The following is a 24596-nucleotide window of genomic DNA, read 5'->3' as shown; positions in this document are numbered from 1 at the left end:
TGAAAAAAATGGAATTAAAAGATAAATTAATCTCATCGTTTTTAGCCTTTGAAGAAGGGTTGGATCCAGATTCTAATCTGGATAGCTTAAGAAATGAAGCTATCAAGGATTTTGAAAACCTTGGTTTTCCGAATAAAAAAGATGAGAACTGGAAATATACTTCGCTAAATTCTGTGTTGAAGCACGACTACAGTGTTTTCCCAAAGAAAGAGGATGCGATCGAGTATCGTGATATCAAGAAGTATTTGATCCACGATATAGATACTTATGATCTTGTATTTATCGATGGAATTTTCTCTTCTCACCTGTCACAAACAACACATGATAATATTGATGTTTGTTTGATGTCTTCGGCTTTGAATAAGGATAAGTATCGTCCGGTGATCGATAACTATTATAATAAGATAGCACCTAAATCTGGACTTAATTCTTTAAATACTGCTTTCGCAAGGGAAGGGGCTTATATTCATATTCACAAGAATAAGCTTACAGATAAGCCTATACAGATAATTAATTTCGCGACAGGAAATGAATCATCTCTTTTGCTACAACCAAGGAATCTAGTGGTGGTAGATGAGAATTCTCATGTGCAGATCATAGAGAGGCATCAAAGTCTTACAGATCATCCTGTACTTACCAACTCGGTAACCGAAATTTTTGCAGACAGGAGAGCGATCGTGGATTATTACAAGATCCAGAATGATAATAGTGCTGCTTCATTGATAGACAACACTTATATCGAGCAAAAGGATGAAAGTAATGTGTCTGTGCACACTTTTTCATTTGGAGGAAAGCTAACGCGTAATAACCTTAACTTTTATCAGAAAGGTGAACGTATAGATTCCACCATGAAAGGTGTAACCATCATTGAAGATAAGCAGCATGTAGATCATAATACCTTGGTTCATCATATACAGCCTAACTGTGAAAGTCACCAGGATTATAAAGGGATCTTTGGTGATAGCTCAACCGGAGTTTTTAATGGAAAGGTAGTGGTAGAAAAAGAAGCACAGAAGATTAATGCCTATCAGTCTAATAACAACATATTAGCAGATGATAAGGCGACGATCAATTCTAAGCCACAGCTAGAGATCTTTGCTGATGATGTTAAATGTAGTCATGGTTGTACCATTGGTCAGTTGGATGAAGAAGCTCTATTTTATCTACAGTCAAGGGGTATTCCTAGAAAAGAAGCTCGTGGACTTATGATGTATGCTTTTGCCAATAATGTACTGGAAAGCGTTAAGATCCCTGAAGTTAAGAAAAGGATCAATAAGCTAATCGCTTCTAAGTTAGAGGTCGATCTAGGCTTTAATCTCTAATATAAATTCAAAAAAACATAAAGGATGAGTCAGCAAACTCAGGCTAAAACTTTTGAGGTTGAAAAGATCCGTAAGGATTTTCCAATTCTTAACCGTGAGGTTAATGGCTATCCTTTGGTTTATTTTGATAATGCGGCCACAGCCCAGACACCTACGCAGGTTATGGATGCGATCGTAGATTACTATTCAAATTACAACGCTAATATTCATAGAGGCGTTCACTCCCTGTCTCAGGAAGCTACAGATAAATATGAGCAAGCCAGGATCAAGATCCAGAAGCATTTTAATGCAAAAAATGCTCACGAGATCATATTTACTTCGGGAACAACTCATGGGATTAACCTGGTAGCTAGCGGCTTTTCTTCCATTCTAAAAGAAGGGGATGAGATTCTGGTTTCGGCCATGGAGCATCACTCTAATATTGTGCCCTGGCAAATGCTTTGTGAAAAGACAGGAGCTCAACTTAAAGTAATCCCTATGGATCAAAAAGGAGAGCTGGTTTATCCAGAATTTGAAAAACTTATTAGTTCAAAAACAAAGCTGGTTTTTTTAAATCATGTTTCTAATGCTCTGGGTACGGTAAATCCTATCAAAAGGATTATTGATAAAGCTCATGAAAATGAAGCAGCAGTGCTGATAGACGGAGCCCAGGCGGCACCTCATATCAAGGCTGATGTACAAGAGCTAGACGTAGATTTTTATGTGGTTTCTGCGCATAAAATGTGTGGGCCAACCGGCGTTGGAATTCTCTACGGGAAAGAAGAGTGGCTGGAGAAACTTCCTCCTTACCAGGGTGGAGGTGAAATGATCGCCACAGTTTCTTTCGAAAAAACGACTTATGCAGGTCTGCCGCATAAGTTTGAAGCGGGAACCCCAAATATTTGTGGCGGAATAGCTTTTGGAGCGGCTATAGATTATATGAATGCTATTGGTTTTGAAACTATAGCACATTATGAGCATGAGCTTCTTGAGTATGCTACAATGAAACTTAAAGAAATAGAGGGTATGCAGATCTACGGTGAAGCTGCCGAAAAGACTGCGGTGATCTCTTTTAATATTGCAGGCTTGCATCCGTATGATATTGGTACTCTTGTAGACAAAATGGGTATTGCAGTACGTACAGGACATCATTGCGCACAGCCAATTATGGATTTTTTCAAAATTCCAGGGACCGTGAGAGCTTCATTTTCGTTCTACAATACTTTTCACGAGATCGATTTGTTTATTGAAGCAGTGAAAAAAGCTAAAATGATGCTTCAATAAAGTTACTTCCACCTAATAAATTCTTTTTATTTAAAATTTTAACATCCTCATCGAGCCGACGTATGTACTGGTTTTATCGATGAAATACCTGTTTGGTTTAAATTTTCATCATTGTTTGGTTAAGGAATGCTTAAAACTTTGGCTATATTCGGCGTGTATTTTTTGATAAATCACTCGAAATAGTGCCAAATATTCTAAACAAAAACCAAACATTTAGAAAGTCGGTAATAGTATTTTTTTTGGCCAATACATCAATCTATTATCTGACGGAAAAACAATTTTTTAACCCTAAAACTTTTTTAATGAAAAGAATTTACTTACTGGCTTCGGCCCTGACTCTGGTTTTCGCTTCCTGTCAGAAATCTTCGGAAGAAACGATCGATGATACTCTAGTCGCAGAACAGGAAACTCTTGCTATAGCTGCAGACCAATGTGGTACGATGGGAGTCCTGGAAGAGAAAATGGCCGAAAATCCTGAACTCGCACAGAAAATGGCCGCTGTAGAAAAGCATACCGAAGAAGCAATAGAAAGAGGATTAACTAAACGTCTTGCTGCAGATGGCAAAATTGAAATTCCAATTGTTTTCCATGTTCTTTACAATGCTGCTAGCGAGAATATTCCACTTTCTCAATTGGAAGATCAGGTGACAGCTTTAAATGAAGATTTTAGTCTTAATAACCCTGGAAGAAATTCTATACCAGCTGAGTTTGCTGCTGTGGAGGCAAATGTTGGTGTTCGTTTCGTACTTGAAGACGTTATTCGAGTTAAAACTAAGAAGCGTCAATGGAGACCAGACGATAGCATGAAATTTTCTTCAAGTGATGGGTCTGATGTTGTAAACCCACAGGAATTCCTTAATATCTGGGTGGTAGGTAACATGCCATACCGTGGAGGAAACATTCTTGGTTATGCTCAATTCCCTGGAGGAAGCTGGGCTACAGATGGGGTTGTAATGGATCACAGATTCACGGGAACTACTCAGTATTCTACTGGTAGAACTGCAACTCATGAAGTTGGTCACTGGTTGAACCTACGCCACATTTGGGGTGACGGTGGCTGTGGAGCTACAGATTACGTAGCAGATACACCAGATTCTGATGCTGCTTCTAGAGGATGTCCTTCTTATCCAACTGTAAACTGTGGTACTGCAGATATGACTATGAATTTCATGGATTATTCTGATGACCCATGTCTTAATATGTTTACTGAAGGCCAGAAGTCAAGAATGCTTAGTGTATTTGCTAACGGAGGTTTCCGTGCGACAATGGCTGACTAATTGTTTCAGTTAATAAAATTTAAAAGAGGCACCCTTGTGGTGCCTTTTTTTGTAATATGTACCTATAAATTATACGATTATGAGAATTACTTTTTTAGCTCTTTTTATATTTCTGTTTTCTGAAAATGACTGTTCCAACCAGGAAGTAAGCAATACCGAGTCTTTCTCCTACGAAACCTTTACCAGGGGTTCTTCGACAATGTACACTGTAACTCCTGAAGGGATAAAAGTTAAAAGTACAGGTCTAAATGCTAAGGAGGATTCTAATAGCATTACTGAAGAAGAATGGAAATCTTTACTGAATCGTCTGGAAGAAATAAATGCTTCAGAAATGAGCAAACTTAAAGCTCCATCAGATGACAGAGCATCAGACAGGGGTTTGCATGCGATTTTAAGTGTACGTAAGAATGATACAATATATAAGACTAATTCATTTGATCATGGAAACCCTCCCACTGAAGTACAGCCATTAGTTGAGGCTATCTTAAGATTGGCAGAAAATGTTGAATAGCACTTCTTCTTATTGTACTTTTGCGTAAAATTGAAATATGACGATTCAGGAAAAACAACAGGAAGTAGTAGATGAGTTTTCAATGTTCGATGACTGGATGCAGCGCTATGAATATATGATAGAGCTTGGAAAATCATTACCTCTTATTGATGAGAAATACAAGATCGATGAGAACCTGATCAAAGGTTGTCAAAGTCGAGTATGGGTTCATGCTGAACTTGAGGGTGATAAACTTGCTTTTACTGCAGATAGTGATGCTATTATTACTAAAGGTATTGTTGCTATTCTTATCAGGGTATTTTCTAATCAGCATCCTTCACAGATCATTGAAGCTGACACCAAATTTATTGATGAGATTGGGTTGAAAGAACATCTTTCTCCAACTCGTGCCAATGGATTGGTAAGTATGATCAAACAACTAAAAATGTATGCTGTAGCATATCAAACGCAATTGAATTAAGATGGAAAAAGAAATCAATACACAGGAATTGGGAGAAAAGATCGTTACTGTTCTTAAGACGATCTACGATCCTGAGATCCCTGTAGATATATATGAGCTTGGGCTTATTTATGATGTGATGGTGAGCACAGATTACGACGTTAAAATATTAATGACTCTTACCACACCTAACTGTCCGGTAGCTGAAACTCTGCCTTTGGAGGTTGAAGAAAAAGTTAAATCCCTGGACATGGTAAAAGATGCTGAAGTGGAGATCACCTTTGATCCACCATGGAGTCAGGATCTTATGAGTGAAGGCGCGAAGCTTGAACTGGGTCTTTTATAAATTATAATTATGGCGGAAGAGATAATAAATCGGGTCGCTAATAGTAAACTGATAACCTTTAATCTTGAGGACCATTATCCTCAAGGTCAAAGGTTAATATTTGACCTGAGTAAGTGGTTATTTGAAGGCTTCGTATTAAAGGAAAAAGATTTTAGAGATCAGGCTAAAGAACATGACTGGTCGCAATATCAGGATAAATTTATAGCTTTAAACTGTTCCTCAGATGCTATTGTGCCTGCATGGGCCTATATGCTTATAACAACCTATCTGGAACCCTATGCTAAAAAAGTGGTAATAGGAGATCTTGAAAATCTGGAGAGTCATCTTTATCAGGATGTGATAGAGCGCCTAGACGTAAAAGATCTTAAAGACAGAGCTGTAATTATAAAGGGTTGTTCACATAAGCCTGTGCCAAAAAATGCTTATATTTTCCTAATCAAAAAGCTCCAGCCTGTTGTGAAAAGCCTGATGTATGGTGAAGCATGCTCATCAGTTCCTTTATATAAACAACCAAAAAAATAAAAATGAAAAAAACTTTACTACTCGCTTTTTCATTGCTGCTAAGCACAGGATTAGCATTTTCACAGGAAGAAGAAACAGATACCATTCCCAATGGATGGAAGAAAGAAGGAAATATTCAACTCCTTTTTAACCAGTCAGCTTTTAATAAAGAATGGACAGGTGGAGGAACTTCAAGCATTGCCGGTAACCTCTCTGTAGATTATCAGTTTAATTACAAAATGGACGATTTTACCTGGAATAATAGAATTTATGGTAATTATGGTCTTACTAAGGTAAAGGATGACGAATTTACACGGAAGACAAGTGACCGGTTGGAATTAAATTCGATCGCTGGTAAACAGATCCAGGAGTCAAATTGGTATTATTCCTGGTTTTTGAATTTCAGAACCCAGTTCGCTAAAGGATATGAGTTTAGTGAAGATGCAGATACTGGAGAAACTATTCGAACTGAGATTTCAGATTTTATGTCTCCGGCCTATTTACAAACCGGTCCCGGTATCATGTGGAAAAAGAATGACGATCTGTTTTTCAACTTTGCTCCGGCCACGGCCAGGTTCATTTTTGTAGATAAAGATTTTACGAGTGGTCCCGGATATATTGATGGCGACTATTTTGGAGTAGACGAAGGTGAATCTATGAGATTTGAATTGGGAGCCTCACTTAGTGGATATTCAAAATATGAGATAATGGAGAATGTTGCTATGGAACATACCCTTTCTCTTTATTCTAATTATCTGGATAAACCGGGTAACATCGATATAGATTATCTGCTTAATGTAGAAATGGGAATAAATGATTATCTGTCTGCAAATCTTGTATTCCAAGCGGTTTATGATGATAATGCCGTGGGAGCATTTCAGATTAGAGAAGTATTTGGTTTAGGGATCAATTTCGGATTCTAATACAGACCTTTTATAATATTTAAAAGGCTCGCTTAATTTAGCGGGCCTTTTTCAGTTAAATTTTTGTTGAAGTATTTCTAGTTTTAAACTGGTAGCTTTCTATTGATTACCTTTGTACATATGATTGAAAAGACCGATTTATCTTACGAAAGAACTGTTCTGGTTGGGATCGTAACCAAAGATCAGGATCAGGAAAAACTGGAGGAATATCTGGACGAGCTGGAATTCCTTACATATACCGCCGGAGGGGAGGTTATAAAGACATTTTCACAACGTTTAGATCGTCCAGATCCAAAGACTTTTATAGGTTCAGGGAAGATGAACGATGTAAAGGAATTTGCAGATGAAAATGATATTGGAGCAGTGATCTTTGATGATGAACTTTCTCCAGCGCAGCAAAAGAATATTGAAAAGATCCTGAAATGTAAGATCCTGGATAGAACCGGTCTTATCCTGGATATTTTTGCCCAGCGAGCTAAAACAAGTTATGCCAGGACTCAGGTTGAACTAGCACAATACGAATACCTTTTACCAAGGCTTGCCGGGATGTGGACTCACCTTGAGAGACAACGTGGTGGTATTGGTATGCGTGGTCCCGGTGAGACAGAGATCGAGACCGACCGTAGGATCGTTCGTGACAAGATCTCCCTGCTTAAAAAGAAACTGGAAACGATAGACCGCCAAATGGAAGTTCAGCGAGGAAATCGTGGACAATTAGTTCGTGTGGCTCTGGTAGGATATACCAATGTTGGTAAGTCAACACTTATGAATGTCATAAGCAAAAGTGAAGTTTTTGCTGAGAATAAACTATTTGCAACACTGGATACAACAGTTAGAAAGGTTGTTATACGCAATTTGCCGTTTCTGCTTAGTGATACGGTAGGATTTATTAGAAAGTTGCCTACACAGCTTGTAGAGTCGTTCAAATCAACTTTAGATGAGGTAAGAGAAGCAGATCTTTTGCTTCATGTGGTGGATATCTCACATCCTAATTTTGAAGATCATATAGATTCCGTTAATCAGATCCTTACCGAGATTAAAACTTTGGGTAAACCTACGATCATGGTATTCAATAAAATTGATGCTCATGAACCTGAGGTTATCGAAGAGGATGATCTAATCACTGAAAAAACTTCAGCTCACTATACCTTAAAGGAATGGAAAAAGACCTGGATGAATAAAGTGGGAGATAATGCCATTTTCATTTCAGCTTTAAATAAAGAGAATATGGAAGATTTTCGCAAGAAGGTTTACGAGGCGGTTCGCCAAATTCATATTACCAGGTTTCCTTATAACAACTTCCTGTACCCGGAATATGACAAATACGGGGAACAGAAAGAATAGCTCAATAAACTTTTAATTGAAATTCATCGCAATCTTTTTAAATTTATGAGGAACAAAAAATTATAAATCATGAAAAGATTGCTTATACTTTCAGTTCTACTATTTACCACTGGTGTTTTTGCTCAAACGCTGGAAGGTTCCTGGAAACTTGTTGAGAAAAATGGTAGTTCTATTACAAAAGAAGAAGTGGTGAGGATCTACCAGGATAATTATTTTGCCGAAGGCGCTAAAAAAACTGGAACGAATGCATTTCTTTGGGCCCTGGGAGGTGAATATACTACCGATGATTATTCAGAAATGATGGACTTTAATACAAAGTCTCCAGAAAAGATAGGGGAAGTTTCTAATCTTAAATTAAGCTTTGCAGGGGACCAAAAAATCATAATCAATAGTGAGAAAGGATCAGAAACCTGGGAAAGAATTTCAGATAGCGAGAATGCTTTGAACGGCAATTGGGTCATCACTGGAAGAGAAAGAAATGGGGAGATGAATAAGATGAAACCCGGGGACCGCAGAACCATAAAGATCCTTAGTGGAGATAGATTTCAATGGGTGGCTTTCAATTCTGCTACCAGGGATTTTATGGGTACAGGTGGGGGAACCTATTCCGCCGAAAATGGAAAATATATAGAGCAAATTGAATTCTTTTCCAGGGATGATAGCCGGGTAGGAGCAAAGTTAAACTTCAATTTTGAAGTTAAAGACGGTGAATGGCATCACTCCGGCAAAAGTTCTAAAGGAGATCCTATATACGAGATCTGGTCACCCTATGCTGACGCATATTCCAAATAGTTACCAGATACTTTTTGAAAATTCGAGGTTAAGTACTTTACTGATCTTTTCAGAACTAATTTTTTTCCCTTTAGATGGCTGTGAATGGTCAAATTCCGGAACTTCAAAATTTCTTTCTCTAGCAATACGAGTATAATATTCTTTTTTCGAAGGGTGCTCCGGATATACCAGGTTCCAAACAGAATTATCTTTTTCTTTTTCAATAAGTTTACAAACTGCAGCGATGCAGTCTTCCTTATGCACAAGATTTACGGGCGCTTCTGGATTACTAATTCCGGTTTTTCCAGATAGGTATTTAACCGGATGTCTCTCAGCACCTATAAGACCGCCAAACCTGATTATGGAAGCATTGAACTTTTCATTATTTAAAAACAATAATTCCACATTTCTTAGTTGAACAGCGATATTATTGGAGTTGTCTATATCTGCTTCTTCATCATATACCGGGTAATCCTCTGTATCCTGATAAACCGAAGTTGAGCTGGTGAAAATGACCTTCTTTAAATAGGAATTTTCTATATGTGGAATTAACTTTTTGATCTTCTTTAAAAAATTAACCTCCGGATTTTTCCTTAATCCCGGTGGAATGTCTAAAATAAGAATGTTTGTGCCTGCAAGAAATGATCGTATATCTCCCTGGATCCCTTTCTCAAAAAGCTTGATAGAATAAGGAACTATCCCTGCTGACCGTACTTCCTGCATCCTTTCCATACGGGTTACCGAGCCTCTTACCTCATGATTTTCTTCACGAAGCCTTTTTCCCAGTTCCATCCCTAACCATCCGCATCCTAATATCGATATCTTCATTCTTCTATTTTATTCTTATTGTCTTCTTTAAAATCGTTGCGTCATTTAATACAAAAGGCCGTGGGATCATCTCCTCAGGGCGCTCTTTTACTTTCAAGAGTTCATTGCCAACTAGATCATAAGCAGATTCGTAAAGTACAAATTCTGGCTTATCGCCTTTTTTAATACTGAATTCTATTCTTAAGGTATCCTGGTTAGAGGCGTAATAGGTTAATAATCGTTCTTTCCATCGTCTTTTAAACATATGAAAAGGATTTTCACCAAGATATACTTCTTCAGCTTCTAAACCATTAACCCTGAATTCTTCAAAATCCACATCCTTGATCTCGAACAATTCCATTTTATTGATCGGTCTGTTCGGTGCTATTTTCAGTCGATAACTTTCGTTATTCAGACTGTCCAGACCTGTATTTTCAATAGTAATACCGGGTTCCGGAATATTTATGAAAGGAGCTTCCGCCTTATAAGTAAAAGCACTTCCATACTTACTGCTAAAATTGGATTCTGTATGAGAACTTTCCTGTGCATTTTCACCAAAATACTCAGAGGTCCAGCCATCGATCATTCTGTCGTAAGAATACCAGTAGGAAGTATTTTTATCCTGATCCTGAATATATACAAGACTATTTGGTTTCGGCCTTTCTATGCTGAAATCTGAATAATAATGCGCGATGAATATAAGAACATTAAATGTTAGAAAACAAAGAACCGCGAAGGATTTTAATCGCCTGAAATAGCCAAAAAGTGGTAAGAAAAGGCTGAAAAGTAAACTTATAAGTATTCCGCTGGCAAAAAGTAATTTTAACCCAAGTGCAACCGGAAGACTCCATATAAATGGCAGGAGTATAAAAATTGCAGGGTACGAAAGTAAAACCATCAATATCCTGTTCGGTTTTTCCTGGCGTATCATGATAAATAGCTGAAGCAGTCCGAAATATACCGGAATGATAAAATAGGAAGCCCCTTTCAAATAAACCGATAATAGGGCACATAATGCCAGCCATAGCGCTATGGGTGCTACGAATACCGAAGCAGTTCTCAGGCTACGTCTAAGCAGATGATAGATCATAAAACAGACCGAAAGAGCAAGGAAAATGGAAAGCGCAATATAATAATAGCCATTATAGGTAAAGCCCTGTTCCATTTCAGAATACTCAGGATATATGAAAAGACAGAATTTCCAGAAAGCCCAGACCAGCAGTCCCGAAAGGCTAACACTTAATAAAAGCGGGATAAAGCCCTTAAGAATACCAACAATTGTAAGTCTTTCTCTTTTAATCCCGTAGATAACCAGGATTAAAAAAATAATAATTGCCAGGATTAGCATGGGGTTGATCCAATTGAAAGGATATTTTACAAATTCCCCAAAAGGAAGGGAAAAGTATATAAGATCCCGGTCACTGGAAAGGTTATTAATGTCCTCATTGCTAAAATGATTGAGTAATGGCATTAAGTAACTTCCCTGGTGGGCCAACGTTTCTTTATCAAGATTTTCTGGAAGATCATTAGCTGTATGATAATCGAAATGATCATCTATAAAAGCAAAATTATATCCGTTTATATCGGCCTTTTCTCTTAGAACCGTAAGATCTGTATCATTTGGCAGCATTTTATAGATGCTGTAGGCTAGTGAATTTGAAACAGGATAATTAGTTTCTGCTTCATTAAAAGCTTCTATCAATTTTGCATTCTTGCCATTGGTTTCCAGAAGCATAAAAGGACTTCCGCCGCTACCACGAGCTTCAAAATTAAGAGCCAATTTCGCATCTTCTGCCCATGGATGGTCATTAACAAATAGTCCGGCACCATTTAATCCCAATTCTTCGGCATCTGTAAATAAGAGGATAATATCATTTTTATGAGAAGCCTTCTTTTCCAGAAATGCCCTGATCCCTTCAAGAATTGTTGCTACCCCACTCCCAGCATCACTGGCACCATTAGAAGAATGCATCGCAGAATCATAATGGGTCATTAGTACAATTGCATCTCCATTTCCTGTACCATCGATCCTTGAAAGTATGTTTTGCGGACTGGCCAGAACACCATTTTTATTTAAATTGTAGCCTTCCTGGGTTTGCACTTCCAGACCCATAATTTGAAGTTGATCTACAATGTAGTTTCTCACTTTACTATGATCTGGACTTCCCAAATAATGAGGTGAATTTCCAATTGCCTCAACATGTTTAAATGCTCTTGAAGTTGAGAATTGTGTCGAACTTTTTTGAGTATCAGTTTCAAAATGAGGCTGGTCAAAATTAAAGCTGAGCCAGACCGCAATAATGATGAGGAGAAAGGCGATCAGGCCGGTAAGTCGGTTATTCATGGATTCGGATTCAAAAGTCCCTAAGTTAAGTAAGTTTTTGATTTTTATACAAGCAAAATGTACAAGTAGCTCCTTAACTAAAAATCGTTATATTTAAGTGATTAAGAATCAAAATATTATATCATGGGCATTAAAAATTTTATGGGTAAGCGGGCAGAGCCTGAAAAACCTAAGGAAGAACCAATTTCGGTTAAGGATTATATGACAGAGAACCTGGTCACGTTCCGTGAGAATGAGAACATCATGGATGTGATGGAAAAACTCATTAAGCATGGAATCTCTGGTGGTTGTGTAGTAAATGAAAATATGGAATTGCTAGGAATGATCTCTGAGGGTGACTGTATGAAACAAATTTCAGATAGTCGATATTATAATATGCCAATGTCTGATCTTACAGTTGAAAAACGAATGGTAAAGAAGGTTGAAACCATCGATGGGAATATGAATGTACTTGAGGCAGCAAGAAAATTTACAGAGCTCAAATTCAGGCGTTTCCCTATTCTGCAAGATGGCCGTCTCATCGGGCAGATCAGTCAGAGGGATGTTCTTAGAGCGGCATTGAAGTTAAAAGCACACACCTGGAATTATTAATTATCGTTTCTACGCATTTCCGCTTTCCGCATAGGCATAGAATCTATGAGATCGAATAGTTTTTCGATCTCAACAGGTTTTATTTCTCTTAATTTCACTCCGCCATCTAATCCAATCAGAATTACTTCAAAATCTACTTTAGATTCTTTTTTCTGGTATAGGTTTGAATTTTGCCAACCTGATTTCTCCGGAAAAACGATTTGATGTTTGTCCGGTATGACGTGTATCACTTTTAGTTTTCGGTCGTTTAAACCTGCCTGATCCTTATTTAAGATTTGCATTTGCTTCTGAAACTCCCTGGAATTACTGGTCTCTGTAAATATTACGATCAACCTGTTTTTCCATTGATATTCAGATAATGATTGTGAGAGCATAGTGAGTGGAATGGTTAGGAATATAGAAAGCAATAAAAACCTTTTCATAATTCTTAAAATATGAAATTGACTGTATTTTAGTGTCAATGAAATGCTAATTACGTTTTACCAACGCATAAAGATCCTTCTCGAGTTTCAGATAACCCATATCATAAACAAAGAAATATTGATTTCCGGTTTTGGTAGTATAGATACTGGTGAAGTATTCAAAATTAAATCCCTTCGTTAGTAATTTGGTCCTTGCAACCGTGGTCTTGTCTGTAGGATTTAACTCTTCCAGGATGCGATAGTTCTTCCGCAGTAAATTATTAGTGTTCCTAATAAGATTGCTGGTGTTTTTATTAGCCTTGTTATGATGAGAATTACGACAATAGTCGCTGCAGAATTTCTTATCTGTCCTTCCTAACAACTTTTCCCCACATTCTGGACATGCTTTTTCCATGTTCGAAATATTTTAAAACCTGTAGGGAAGCTGTGTTATAAATGAACTTTTAAATTACACATTATTTTTAAAAGTTTGTATTCTGAATAACGGAAATACATGTTAACTCTGGGCGTAATCCCGCTCTACTTTAGCGATGCTGATCTTATAATGTATATCCCATCTTTCATTCCCGGTTTCTAAGCGACAGATGTTCGGTATCCATTTTTTTCAGTTTTTTATACTTTCCAGATCTTTCCCGTGGGAAATACTCAAGCCTATTTCATCTGTGACCGATTCAAAACCTGGACATTCCGGTGTTTCTGGAGTATTAACGATCATAGTTTTTGAAATAATAAACTTAAAATTCGGGGAGGATCAGTTTTATCTAGATCAAACCATTCGTCTAACTGTTTCATTTGAAAACCTGCTGTAATTGCTGAGTCAAGAAATTCAGAAATATGATGGGTGTAGGTTTCCAGTTCAATAAGTTCTCCTTTGGTTTCAAATCTTGCTTTTGAGCCTATATACTGTTTAAAAGGATGTAATTCTGAAATAAAAAAATAGCCTCCAGATTTCAATTTTGAATAAGCCGCTTGAAAAATGAAACTCAAATCCTTGATATGCTCCAGGATCAGGTTACAGGTGATCAGGTCAAATTTTCCATCAGTCCAGTTCCAGGGTTGAGTGATATCTGCCTTCTGAAAACTAACATTTTCCGCATTGATTTTTTTCCTGGCGATCTTTAGCATCTCTTCTGAAAAGTCTACTGAGAAGACACTTTCCGACCTGGTTTGCAACCACTCTGTGTTTTTACCCGTTCCGCAGCCGAGCTCCAGTACAGATTGAAAATGTACATTAGAAAGCACATCTGTAGTTACCTTCTTGTCGAGATCGCGCGTCCTGTTCTTATTAGTGTCATACTGCGATGACCATTGGTTATATGCTTTTTCTATGCTCATCTCTAAACGAAAAGTAAGATCAGGGTTAAAATAATTCCGCCAATAGTAAAGAAGACTCCTTTTCTAAAGATCTTGGTGGAAGGCATGAACATCCAGAATGCGGATATCACGAAAAATAATAAGCAAAGTCCGAATATGATATTTAGAAAAAAGAGAGGCCTGGTTGTATTTGCCTTATGAAGTTTAGTCATGTTTTCCAGGATTAAGGGCAACTTTTTTATCTTATAAGTCGCTAATCCAGTGCTCCTGTCTAATTCTCCCTGTTCAAAATAGATCTTTTCACCTTCGATTCTATCTACCTTGAAATTTTTAATCTTTAATGTTTTTCCAATTTGCTCATCACTAAGATCCCGGGGAAGCTTTTTTTCAATAGTATTCTCAATTTTAAAAGCATCCGTATTTCTGAAGATCAAAACGATACCACTAATCGCATACATTGCCATGATCCCGGCCAGGAAAAAGCCTAAATATCTATGGTAAACCCTGAATTTATTACTGATCTTCCGGTTGTTCATCTTTTTATTTTGAGACTCTAAAAATAGGATATAGCCGGTAATTACTAATCATTTCTTTGTCTGAAATATTTGAATAGTTATTTACAAACGTTTACAAACACAAGTAAACAGATACAAATACTTTCTATACGAATAGAATTTGGTGGTTGATACATCTTTGCCCTGTTGAAATGAACGAATGATTTTCAACTGCAATAAATTCTATAGTTATGAGCACTTTAAGAAACACAGTACAATTGATTGGGCATGTAGGAAACGAACCAGAGATCGTAAATCTTGATTCGGGTAAAAAACTGGCTAAGTTTTCCGTGGCTACGAATGAAAGTTACAAGAATGCTAAAGGAGAAAAGATCACAGATACCCAATGGCATAATATCATAGCCTGGGGAAAGACCGCAGAGCTTATCGAAAATTACGTTCCGAAAGGGAAAGAGGTTGGAATAGAGGGTAAACTAACCAGTAGAAGTTATGAGGATAAAGATGGGGTTAAAAGATATATCACAGAGGTAGTTTGTAATGAACTATTGCTTTTAGGGAAATAGTTTTTCAGGAATTTAATTAACCCCGCTAATTGTCGGGGTTAATTTTTATTTATGCTATCAAGTTTGCATCTAGAAATATATTTCCTGAGCTAGTCTGTATGTATTGGCGTGAGCATCGATAATAAGTTTGATGTCTTTAGAATAACCGCCGCCCATACTGCACTCTACCGGAATTCCCAGGTCGTAACAGGTTTGTAGAACGAAACGGTCCCTTTCTTTACAGCCATTGATAGAACAGGAGAGACGACCCAGTTTGTCGGTTTCCAGGATGTCTACACCACAGAGGTAGAAAATGAAATCGGGTTTGGTTTCGTCTATAAGTTCTGGAAGCGTCTCTTTTAATTTTTGAAGGTATTTTTTATCACCTGTACCATCAGGTAGCTCTATGTCCAGATCTGACTCTTCTTTTCGAAATGGATAATTCCCTTTACCATGCATGGAAAAAGTAAAGACAGAATCATCATTTTTAAAGATCTCCGCCGTTCCGTTTCCCTGGTGAACGTCCAGGTCTACAATCAATATTTTTTTGGATAGTCCTCTTGCCTGCAGATATCTCGCACCGATGGCCTGGTCGTTCAATAAACAAAAAGCTTCCGCTCTATCGGAATAGGCATGATGAGTTCCCCCGGCGATATTCATTGAAATACCGTGATCTAAAGCATAATGACAAGCTTTAATTGTACCGTCTGCAATAATTTGTTCACGGTTCACCAACGCCCGTGACAATGGAAACCCAGAAACACGGATCTCCTTTTTAGTTAATTCCAGGTTTTTAAGTCTTGAGAAATAATCTTCTTCATGAACCTTTAAAATATCAGATTCATCTGGAAAACTGGGTTCAAAGAAATTAGCTTCTTCACAGGTTCCTTCATGTAATAATTGTTTTGGAAGGAGATCATACTTCTCCATAGGAAAGCGATGGCCTTCTGGTAAAGGATGCTTATAGATAGGATGAAAGGCTATTTTGAGCATTTAATGAAATAAAAAAACCTGTCAATTTGAACGAAGTCGAAAAAGACAGGTTTAATTTTCTTTATCACATTTAAATTACGCTAAATGTGATAAAATATAATTTAGTTTATAGTAGTTCCGCTGTTAACTCCGTCTTCATCAGGATTTACAAAAACAAGCTTTCCTTCAGCATTTTCGGTCATTAAGATCATCCCTTCGCTTTCTACTCCGCGTAATTTTCTTGGAGCGAGATTTACCAGAACAGTTACTTTTTTACCTATAATATCTTCAGCTTTAAAATGCTCTGCAATTCCTGAAACCACTGTCCTGTGGTCGATTCCTGTGTCTACCTTTAAAACCATCAGTTTCTTGGTTTTCGGCATCTTTTGAGCTTCGATAATAGTCCCTACACGAAGATCCATTTTGGTGAAATCTTCAAAAGTAGCGATCTCTTTTTGAGGCTCTGCTTTTTGATCTTCCATAGCATTGGCAGTTTTGGTAGCTTCTAATTTTTCCAGTTGTTTTTCCATTTGCTCATCCTCGATCTTACTGAATAATAATTCAGCTTTTCCAATTTGATGACCACCTGGAATTAAAGCTTCTTTAGTTCCGATAATATCCCAGTCTGGAGTATTATCTGAGTTCTCATCTACATGATTCAGCATTTTCTTCAATTTTGCTGAGGTAAACGGCAGGAATGGTTCACTAATAATCGATAATGCGGAAGCAATTTGAAGCGCCACGTACATGATCGTTTTTACTCTTTCCTCATCAGTCTTGATCAGCTTCCATGGTTCTTCGTCTGCCAGGTATTTATTACCCAACCTCGCCAGGTTCATCAATTCTCCCTGAGCTTCTCTAAAACGGTATCTTTCTATAGAGCTCGCGATAACTGATGGATAGGCTTTTAATTCAGCAATGGTTTTTTCATCTACTTCAGTGTATGCACCCGGTTCAGGAACAATCCCGTTATAATACTTATTGGTTAATACTACTACACGGTTAATAAAGTTCCCGAAAATGGCAACCAGCTCATTGTTATTTCTAGCCTGGAAATCTTTCCAGGTAAAGTCGTTATCTTTTGTTTCCGGAGCGTTGGCGGTAAGAACATATCTTAATACATCTTGTTGGTCTGGAAAATCTTCCAGGTATTCATGTAGCCAGACAGCCCAGTTCTTTGAAGTGGACAGTTTCTTTCCTTCCAGGTTCAAAAATTCATTCGCCGGAACATTTTCTGGAAGTATGTATTCTCCATGAGCCTTCAGCATTACCGGGAAAATGATACAATGGAAAACGATATTGTCTTTCCCAATAAAATGCACCAGCTTGGTATTCTCATCTTTCCAGTACGGCTCCCAATCTTTTCCTTCACGCTCAGCCCATTCTTTGGTAGATGAAATATAGCCGATAGGTGCATCAAACCAAACATACAGAACTTTACCGTCACCCCCTTCAACCGGAACAGGAATACCCCATTCAAGATCACGGGTTACCGCACGAGCACGAAGCCCATCGTCGATCCAGGATTTCACCTGACCATAAACATTCGATTTCCAGTCTGCTTTGTGACCTTTGAGGATCCATTCCTTTAAAAAATCTTCATATTGATCTAGCGGAAGGAACCAGTGTCTTGTATTCTTAAGCGTAGGAACTGCCCCGGTAATTGCAGATTTTGGATTGATAAGATCTGTAGCATTCAAAGAAGTTCCACAGCTTTCACATTGATCGCCGTAAGCTTCTTCATTTCCACACTTCGGGCAGGTTCCGGTCACAAATCTGTCGGCCAGGAATTGTCCTGCTTCTTCATCATAAAGTTGCTTGGTAGTTTCTTCTATGAACTTACCATCTTCATACATTTTCTTGAAAAATGCCGAAGCTGTATCATGATGAGTTTTTCCGGAGGTTCTTGAGTAATTGTCAAAACTCACTCCGAAATCTTCAAAAGACTTTTTAATGATCCCGTTGTATTTATCAACTACATCCTGTGGAGTCACCCCTTCTTTTTTCGCTTTTATGGTAATTGGCACACCGTGCTCATCACTACCGCAAACAAAGGCCACATCGTGCCCCTGCATTCGCAAAAAACGGGAATATATGTCTGCCGGTACATATACGCCGGCTAAATGTCCAATATGAATAGGCCCGTTGGTATAAGGTAAGGCCGCTGTAATCGTAAATCTCTGAGGATTTTTGCTCATTATTCTATCTCCTTTTTTAAGAGCCGTAAAGTTAAGCAAAGGCGTTCGAATACGCGTTAAATTCTTGTAAAAGGCGAAAGGCATGCGGAATAACTTTCTACTTTTACCTCAAATTGAATCAAAATGCGTAAAATAATATTGATTGTTGCCGTAAGCTTAATGGCTGCGTGTAATTCTGCAAAAAAAGGAACTTCTAATAGTACTTCAAAATATACTGTTGAAAATCTGGGTAGAATGGATGCGGAAGATCTGATGAAGAATTATCCAGATGCAAGCCTGGAGGAAGGGACAGATATGTTTGAGGAAGGAACAGATGAAAGGCCTTATACGATCTTATACCCGGGAACTGAAAATGAATTGCATATTACCTGGCAGGATAAGGATAGAACAGAGGTTCACGACCTAAGATATTCTAAAAGCGGAAAATGGAGATCTGAAACCGGTATTAACGTTGGAACCAATTATGATGAGCTCGTTAAAATGAATGGAAAGGATATTTCCGTATATGGTTTTGGTTGGGATTATAGTGGAGCTGTGGACTGGAACGGAGGAAAACTTGAAAAAAGCGGATTAAGAGTGTTCTTAACTCCTGGTAATGAACCTGAAAATAAATTTTACGGAGATAAGATTATTAACGCAACTCCTGAAGAGATCGAAGCATTGGATCTTAAAGTTGGGGCCATCGTAATTAACTATGCTATCTAATAAATCCTAATATCATGGCAGATCATAACGAACTTGGAAGAAAAGGGGAGGTGATGGCTGTCGAATATTTGAGGCTGAAGGAATATGAGATCCTTGAGCTTAATTATCGCTATCAAAAGGCAGAGGTAGATATAATTGCCAGAAGAGGGAATTTGCTAATCGCTGCTGAGGTAAAAACCAGGAGCACTCCTGAATTTGGAAACCCCCAGGATTTTGTCAAGCCTAAACAGATACAGCAATTAGTAAAAGCTGTAAATCATTATGTGGAAGAATCTGGTCTGGACCTCGAAGTGAGATTTGATATTATCGCCATAATAAAAAATAAGTCAGGCACAAGGATAGAGCATATTCAGGATGCATTTTTATATTTTTAATTAGTCCCTTTTAAATTCAAATACGATCTTTTTGTCTTCATCTGAAATTACCGCGACAAGTTTCTCGTCTTTATAGACGTATTCAATTTTTTTTGGAAACGGATTGTCTGGATTATTAGCGATAAAACTATTTTCTGAAAAAAACTGAATCACGAAATTAGTAGTGTCGGCATTTACTCCGGTAACCTCGTAAATCCAATTACTTCCTTTTTTGATAAGCCTTAAATTTTCTTTGAAAACAATCTCATTATTCTTTTTGGTTAGGCCGGTTCCCAGATATAAATTACCTGAAGCTTTTTCCCATATCTCTGTAGTAATAGATTCTTTTTTACCATTGGTTCTTATCCATTCTCCGATAAGCCAGTCAAAATTTTCAGTTTGTTGAAGCTGATTTAGATATGGCTCTTGGTACTTATTATTAAATGAAAAGAGCATAGTTATAATTAAGATTATACTTAGTTTCATATTTCAATTATTTACTTCAAACTATAAGTCCGTCACCCTGAACTTAATTCAAAATCTAAACAGGGATACTGAAACCAATTCAGCATGAAATTATTTTTTTATTGAATTTACTCAATTAAAAAATATGAATTAAAAAAGGCCGGTCCATAGACCAGCCTTTTTATATAAAACATTAGAGATGATTACCAGATTCTAACTCTTTCATCTGGTTTAACATACATTGCATCACCTTCTTTAATAGTAAATGCATCATACCACGCATCGATATTTTGAAGTGGCACATAAGCTCTATACATTCCAGGAGAATGGGAATCAGTTTTGATTCTGTTTCTTAAAGCCTCTTCACGCATTTTAGTACGCCATACAGTTGCCCAGGAAAGGAAGAAACGTTGCTCAGGAGTAAATCCATCGATCTCACCAGGATTTCCATTTTCTTCTAAGTGTATCTTAAGGCCGTCATAAGCAGCATTTACGCCACCTAGATCACCAATATTTTCTCCTAAAGTGAATTTCCCATCAATATAAACGCTATCCAATACTTCAATAGCACTGTATTGCTCGGCAAGTTCGCTACCAAGTCCTTCAAATTGCTCAAGATCTTTGTCTGTCCACCAGTTGTTCAGGTTTCCTTCAGCATCAAAACGAGCACCACTATCATCAAAACCATGAGAGATCTCATGACCAATTACAGCTCCAATTCCACCATAATTTACAGCAGCATCTGCCTTGTAATCGTAAAATGGAGGCTGAAGAATTGCAGCAGGAAATACGATCTCGTTGTAACGAGGGTTATAATATGCATTCACAGTTTGTGGAGACATGAACCATTCAGTTTTATCTACAGGCTGTCCAAGTTCAGCCATGTTTTCAGCAACTCTCCATTTTTGAGCATTCAACATATTCTGGAAATAAGAACCACCTTCTTCAGGACTCTGAATTTCAAGTGCGCTGTAATCTTTCCAGGAATCAGGATACCCAATTTTTACATTAAATGTTCCTAATTTCTCAAGTGCTTTTTTCTTTGTATCCTCACTCATCCATGAAAGATTGTTGATGCGAGTTTCATAAGCCTTAAGGATGTTATCTACCATTTCCTTAGCAGTTTCCTTAGCTTGTGGAGGGAAGTGCTTGTCAACATAAAGTTTTCCAAGAGCCTCTCCAACTACTCCATTTATAGTACTTAGAGCTCTTTCATTTCTAGGTCTCTGTTCTTTAGCGCCACGTAAAGTTTTACTATAGAATTCCCATGATTCTTTTTCTAGATCTGTAGAAAGCGCTGAAGCAGCATCATTGAAAAGATCCCACTTAAGGTAGGTTTTCCATTCCTCTACTGAATTTTCAGCAAGAAGATCCTGTAAAGCTTTCATGTATTTTGGCTGAGAAACGATGATAGTATCAAGGTTTTTAGCTCCAATTCCTTCAAAATAAGAATTCCACTGCATTGCCGGAGTGATCTTTTGCAATTCAGCAACGGTCATTGGGTTGTAGGTATTTCGAGCATCACGTCGTTCTACTTTATCTAAACGAGGTTTGGCAAGTTTAGTTTCAAAAGCAAGGATGGTTTCAGAAGCTTTTTTAGCATCTTCTTCTGTATAATCTATATACTGAAGCATATTGGTGATGTATTCCTTGTACTTTTTTCTTGTATCCTTAGAATCTGAATCTTCAAGTAGATAATAATCTCTCTCTGGAAGACCTAATCCTGATGGATTAAGATAAGCCGCATTCATATCTGAGTTCTTGCTGTCTGCACCAACTCCAAAGGAGAAAAATCCGGCACTTCCATACTCACTCATCTCAACAAGGAAAGCCTGAAGATCTTCTTTAGACTGAATCTTGTCTATTTTAGCCAGATATGGTTTTACAGGTTCAACTCCCTGTTCATTTCTGGTAACGGTATCCATTATACTTTTATATAGATAAACCGCTTTTCCCTGATCTGTAGCTCCATCCAGGCTATCGCTTTCAGCAGTTTTTTCTAAAAGTGCGAGTGCATCTTCGTCTGTTCTTTGGCGTAATTCATCAAAACTTCCCCATCTGGTGCGATCATTTGGGATCTCTGTACTATCCAGCCAGGCTCCATTCACATAACGGAAAAAGTCTTCTTTTGCGGTAGTAGTGGTGTCCATATAGGCAAGGTTAATGCCGTGAACTTCCTCTTTTTCTTCTACTTTTTTATCATCGTTACAAGCTGTAAAAATACTAGCTCCAACTGCAGACAATAGCAGAATTCTGTTTATTCTTTTCATTGTTTTAATTAAAAATTAGAAATAAAGTCGCTAAAGTAAAAAATTGACTAAAATATCAAAGTGATTACTTGTGGATTTTTAGGTGTAAGAAACTGTTAGTCAAAAACTGAGCATATATAGAACTAACCAAAGAAGAAATAAAAAGGCTTAGTTTTTCTTAAATTTTGAGATAAGATCCTGATCAAATTCTTTTTTTATTTTAGTGATCTCATCAACGTTTTCGTTAGGTATAGCAATTGAAAGGACATAATGGTGAATTTTCCATTTACCTTTTTCTTTCATTACAACACCCGAACCACGACAAATTCCCATTTGAGTGTCCAGGAGTTCATCAAACCATGCTACCCGTAGATTCTCATGCACATATAGATCTCTATTAAGGGTTGAAAAACTCCAGGCTTTTCCCGATTCAAAATATGGTCTTGAAAATTTTTTAAATTCCGGTAAATTCCATTTTTCGGTGGGATCTGTTCCTATAAAAATAGCATCATCTGTCATTAACTTAAAATAATTCTCAAAATTAGCCTCACTAGCCGCTTTGTGCCACTTTCCTATAGTTTTGTTGACCTGCCTTTTTACAGCATTGATATTTTCTTCAGTATTCTTGACCTGAGCATTAAGACCTGGTGGGATAAGAAATCCCATTAGAATAAGACTTAAAAGAGCTAATTTCTTCATTTTTAAAATTTACATTAAGTTACGACTTTTAAGTCATGGCTAAAAGTTTTCTCAAATACTATCCTGTTCTCTCTCTTCTCTTTCAAAATCATCCAATTCCTTTTCAAATTCTTCCAGGGTTTTAAGGAATAATTCATTCATCTGAAGCTTTAGATTATTGAACTCTAAATGGAGTTCCTTTGTAGTTTCTGCAATATCTTCAGCATCTGGATCCTGCCTGCTAGAATATTGTTTTAATAACTGGGCTTTGGTGTTAACTACATTCAGTCTTGCCTCTACCGCTACAGATTTCAGACTGTCTGGGACCGAATTCTTCAAGGATTCCATGATCTGGGCAATAGCCCCGGCATTATTCTTGACCTCATTTATTGTGGCTGTTTCCAGCTTATTTACTTCATTTTGGGCGGTGATATATTCAACCCATTTTAAAGCGTAATCTTTAGCTTCAGGCTCAAGTGCATAATTTGGATCTTCAATCTTTAATTTTTTCTGAAAAGCGGTAGTATCTTCTATGTTGCTGGCAGATTCTTCAGCATCCTTGTCGGTTTTACAGGCTGCTATTAAAAGGATAAGTATGAGATAGATGAATTTATGCATAAAAGGATTTCAGTATTCAACAAAGTTATTCATTATTTATCGATCTGTTCAGCTTAAAAATTCATTGAAGGATTCTTAGTAAAATACGCCAAGAAAATACTAAGATTACGAATTCCTCTATATAAATAAATATATTTGCAAAAAATTTAATTTATGGCCGGAAGGATTTTGATAATCGGTGCCTGCGGACAAATTGGTACTGAACTTACGCTGAAGTTAAGAGAGATTCATGGCAATGATCAGGTGATCGCCAGTGATATCAGAGAAGGAGCAGAAGAATTAATGCAATCGGGTCCTTTTGAAATTTTAAATGCTACAGATGAACCTCATATAAAAGAGGTCGTTCAAAAATATGAAGTAAAGCAGGTGTATCTAATGGCAGCTATGCTAAGTGCTACTGCAGAAAAAGCTCCTATGAAAGCCTGGGATTTAAATATGGATTCCTTATTTCATATTTTGAACCTGGCTAAAGAGGGAACTATAGATAAGATATTCTGGCCTTCAAGTATTGCCGTTTTTGGACCTAGCACACCAAAGGATGATACTCCTCAAACTACGGTTATGGAGCCTACAACCGTTTACGGGATAAGTAAGCAAACCGGGGAAAGATGGTGTGAGTACTACTTCAATAAATTTGGTGTGGATGTTCGTAGTATAAGATATCCTGGAATCATTAGTTACAAAACACTGCCTGGCGGAGGTACTACAGATTATGCGATAGAGATCTTTCACGAGGCCATAAAGAATTCTGAATATACCAGTTTTCTTGCAGAAGATGCTGCATTGCCAATGATGTATATGGACGATGCGATAAAGGCTACAGTAGATATCATGGAGGCTCCGGCAGAAAAGGTTAAGGTAAGATCTTCTTATAATTTATCTGCGATAAGTTTTACTCCAGATGTTTTAGCGAAAGAGATAAGGAAGCATATCACAGATTTCGAGATTAAATATGAACCAGATTTCAGGCAGAAAATTGCTGAGTCCTGGCCTTCTAGTATTGATGATAATGCAGCAAGAGAAGATTGGGGTTGGGAGCATGAGTTTGATCTTGAGAAGATGACTACTACTATGCTTGAGGGAGTTGGTAAGACTTTAAAGGAAAAAGCCTAAAAATAAAAAAGCC

The 24596-nt window shown here is 37.5% G+C and carries 27 protein-coding genes; 15 read left to right on the top strand and 12 right to left on the bottom strand.

The features are described from left to right. Positions 1-8 precede the first annotated feature (8 nt). From sufD to G530_RS0100875, 10 genes are all read left to right on the top strand, one after another. Entirely contained in the window at positions 9-1322 is a 1314-nt protein-coding gene (sufD, locus tag G530_RS0100920) for a Fe-S cluster assembly protein SufD (protein ID WP_026932735.1), read from the top strand. A gap of 24 nt (positions 1323-1346) precedes the next feature. Next, positions 1347-2585: an aminotransferase class V-fold PLP-dependent enzyme gene (locus G530_RS0100915; RefSeq protein WP_026932734.1), complete on the top strand. Its 1239-nt coding sequence runs from the start codon at positions 1347-1349 to the stop codon at positions 2583-2585. Positions 2586-2887: 302 nt separating this feature from the next. Continuing rightward, positions 2888-3862 carry a zinc metalloprotease gene (locus tag G530_RS0100910; RefSeq protein ID WP_026932733.1) on the top strand — a complete coding sequence of 325 codons (975 nt, stop codon included), beginning with the start codon at positions 2888-2890 and terminating at the stop codon, positions 3860-3862. A gap of 79 nt (positions 3863-3941) precedes the next feature. After that, complete coding sequence (locus G530_RS0100905; RefSeq protein ID WP_026932732.1) at positions 3942-4373, top strand: hypothetical protein; 432 nt, start codon at positions 3942-3944, stop codon at positions 4371-4373. Between the two features lie 37 nt (positions 4374-4410). Continuing rightward, positions 4411-4833, top strand: coding sequence for a SufE family protein (locus G530_RS0100900; protein ID WP_026932731.1), 423 nt, complete (start codon positions 4411-4413; stop codon positions 4831-4833). A 1-nt stretch (position 4834) separates the two neighbouring features. Continuing rightward, entirely contained in the window at positions 4835-5158 is a 324-nt protein-coding gene (locus tag G530_RS0100895) for an iron-sulfur cluster assembly protein (RefSeq protein ID WP_026932730.1), read from the top strand. 9 nt (positions 5159-5167) lie between these two features. Then, positions 5168-5680: a DUF2480 family protein gene (locus G530_RS0100890; RefSeq protein ID WP_026932729.1), complete on the top strand. Its 513-nt coding sequence runs from the start codon at positions 5168-5170 to the stop codon at positions 5678-5680. Positions 5681-5682: 2 nt separating this feature from the next. Next, entirely contained in the window at positions 5683-6582 is a 900-nt protein-coding gene (locus tag G530_RS0100885; RefSeq protein WP_026932728.1) for a DUF3078 domain-containing protein, read from the top strand. 120 nt (positions 6583-6702) lie between these two features. After that, positions 6703-7926: a GTPase HflX gene (gene hflX, locus G530_RS0100880; protein WP_026932727.1), complete on the top strand. Its 1224-nt coding sequence runs from the start codon at positions 6703-6705 to the stop codon at positions 7924-7926. A 69-nt stretch (positions 7927-7995) separates the two neighbouring features. Beyond that, a complete protein-coding gene (locus G530_RS0100875; RefSeq protein ID WP_026932726.1) occupies positions 7996-8718 on the top strand; it encodes a hypothetical protein in 723 nt (240 codons plus the stop codon). Here the strand turns inward: G530_RS0100875 and G530_RS0100870 are convergent, their stop codons facing one another. Together G530_RS0100870 and G530_RS0100865 are read right to left on the bottom strand one after the other, a co-directional pair. Continuing rightward, the gene (locus G530_RS0100870; protein WP_026932725.1) at positions 8719-9525 is read right to left on the bottom strand and encodes a Rossmann-fold NAD(P)-binding domain-containing protein; all 807 of its coding nucleotides are present in this window, start codon (positions 9523-9525) and stop codon (positions 8719-8721) included. A gap of 4 nt (positions 9526-9529) precedes the next feature. After that, complete coding sequence (locus tag G530_RS0100865) at positions 9530-11848, bottom strand: M28 family peptidase (RefSeq protein WP_026932724.1); 2319 nt, start codon at positions 11846-11848, stop codon at positions 9530-9532. Positions 11849-11971: 123 nt separating this feature from the next. On the opposite strand from G530_RS0100865, the gene G530_RS0100860 reads away from it, so the two are divergent. Further along, the gene (locus G530_RS0100860) at positions 11972-12439 is read left to right on the top strand and encodes a CBS domain-containing protein (RefSeq protein WP_026932723.1); all 468 of its coding nucleotides are present in this window, start codon (positions 11972-11974) and stop codon (positions 12437-12439) included. Here G530_RS0100860 and G530_RS16395 read toward each other — a convergent pair. From G530_RS16395 to G530_RS0100835, 4 genes are all read right to left on the bottom strand, one after another. Beyond that, positions 12436-12861, bottom strand: a complete 426-nt coding sequence (locus tag G530_RS16395; RefSeq protein WP_051199633.1) for a DUF4174 domain-containing protein — start codon at positions 12859-12861, stop codon at positions 12436-12438. The genes G530_RS0100860 and G530_RS16395 overlap by 4 nt on opposite strands. Before the next feature lie 46 nt (positions 12862-12907). Next, on the bottom strand, positions 12908-13255 hold the full coding sequence (locus tag G530_RS0100850) for a hypothetical protein (RefSeq protein WP_026932722.1): 348 nt from the start codon (positions 13253-13255) through the stop codon (positions 12908-12910). Positions 13256-13572: 317 nt separating this feature from the next. Continuing rightward, complete coding sequence (locus G530_RS0100840) at positions 13573-14196, bottom strand: class I SAM-dependent methyltransferase (protein WP_026932721.1); 624 nt, start codon at positions 14194-14196, stop codon at positions 13573-13575. 2 nt (positions 14197-14198) lie between these two features. Further along, positions 14199-14753 carry a PepSY domain-containing protein gene (locus G530_RS0100835; protein WP_276202545.1) on the bottom strand — a complete coding sequence of 185 codons (555 nt, stop codon included), beginning with the start codon at positions 14751-14753 and terminating at the stop codon, positions 14199-14201. Positions 14754-14920: 167 nt separating this feature from the next. Here G530_RS0100835 and G530_RS0100830 point away from each other — a divergent pair, with 167 nt between their 5' ends. After that, a complete protein-coding gene (locus G530_RS0100830) occupies positions 14921-15253 on the top strand; it encodes a single-stranded DNA-binding protein (protein ID WP_026932719.1) in 333 nt (110 codons plus the stop codon). Between the two features lie 69 nt (positions 15254-15322). On the opposite strand, the gene G530_RS0100825 is transcribed toward G530_RS0100830, so the two are convergent. After that, positions 15323-16225 (bottom strand): histone deacetylase family protein, encoded by a 903-nt coding sequence (locus tag G530_RS0100825; protein ID WP_026932718.1) that lies wholly within the window; start codon positions 16223-16225, stop codon positions 15323-15325. 101 nt (positions 16226-16326) lie between these two features. Further along, positions 16327-18402, bottom strand: a complete 2076-nt coding sequence (metG, locus tag G530_RS0100820; protein ID WP_026932717.1) for a methionine--tRNA ligase — start codon at positions 18400-18402, stop codon at positions 16327-16329. A 123-nt stretch (positions 18403-18525) separates the two neighbouring features. Between metG and G530_RS0100815 the strand changes: the two genes are divergently transcribed. Beyond that, complete coding sequence (locus tag G530_RS0100815; protein WP_026932716.1) at positions 18526-19107, top strand: hypothetical protein; 582 nt, start codon at positions 18526-18528, stop codon at positions 19105-19107. A gap of 14 nt (positions 19108-19121) precedes the next feature. Further along, complete coding sequence (locus G530_RS0100810; RefSeq protein WP_026932715.1) at positions 19122-19481, top strand: YraN family protein; 360 nt, start codon at positions 19122-19124, stop codon at positions 19479-19481. On the opposite strand, the gene G530_RS0100805 is transcribed toward G530_RS0100810, so the two are convergent. The 4 genes from G530_RS0100805 to G530_RS0100790 all read right to left on the bottom strand — a co-directional run bounded on the left by G530_RS0100805 (position 19482) and on the right by G530_RS0100790 (position 23470). After that, a complete protein-coding gene (locus G530_RS0100805) occupies positions 19482-19946 on the bottom strand; it encodes a DUF6265 family protein (protein ID WP_156888580.1) in 465 nt (154 codons plus the stop codon). A gap of 182 nt (positions 19947-20128) precedes the next feature. Further along, the gene (locus tag G530_RS0100800) at positions 20129-22195 is read right to left on the bottom strand and encodes a M13 family metallopeptidase (protein WP_026932713.1); all 2067 of its coding nucleotides are present in this window, start codon (positions 22193-22195) and stop codon (positions 20129-20131) included. A gap of 147 nt (positions 22196-22342) precedes the next feature. Continuing rightward, the gene (locus G530_RS0100795) at positions 22343-22873 is read right to left on the bottom strand and encodes a nuclear transport factor 2 family protein (RefSeq protein ID WP_026932712.1); all 531 of its coding nucleotides are present in this window, start codon (positions 22871-22873) and stop codon (positions 22343-22345) included. A gap of 51 nt (positions 22874-22924) precedes the next feature. Next, positions 22925-23470, bottom strand: coding sequence for a hypothetical protein (locus G530_RS0100790; protein WP_026932711.1), 546 nt, complete (start codon positions 23468-23470; stop codon positions 22925-22927). Positions 23471-23623: 153 nt separating this feature from the next. Here G530_RS0100790 and G530_RS0100785 point away from each other — a divergent pair, with 153 nt between their 5' ends. Continuing rightward, positions 23624-24583, top strand: coding sequence for an NAD-dependent epimerase/dehydratase family protein (locus tag G530_RS0100785; protein WP_026932710.1), 960 nt, complete (start codon positions 23624-23626; stop codon positions 24581-24583). Positions 24584-24596 lie beyond the last annotated feature (13 nt).

It is taken from the genome of Christiangramia echinicola DSM 19838 (genome assembly GCF_000423065.1).
Classification (GTDB): domain Bacteria; phylum Bacteroidota; class Bacteroidia; order Flavobacteriales; family Flavobacteriaceae; genus Christiangramia; species Christiangramia echinicola.
The sequence above is the reverse complement of the archived record's forward strand: the minus strand, read 5'-3'. Positions and strand labels throughout refer to the sequence as shown.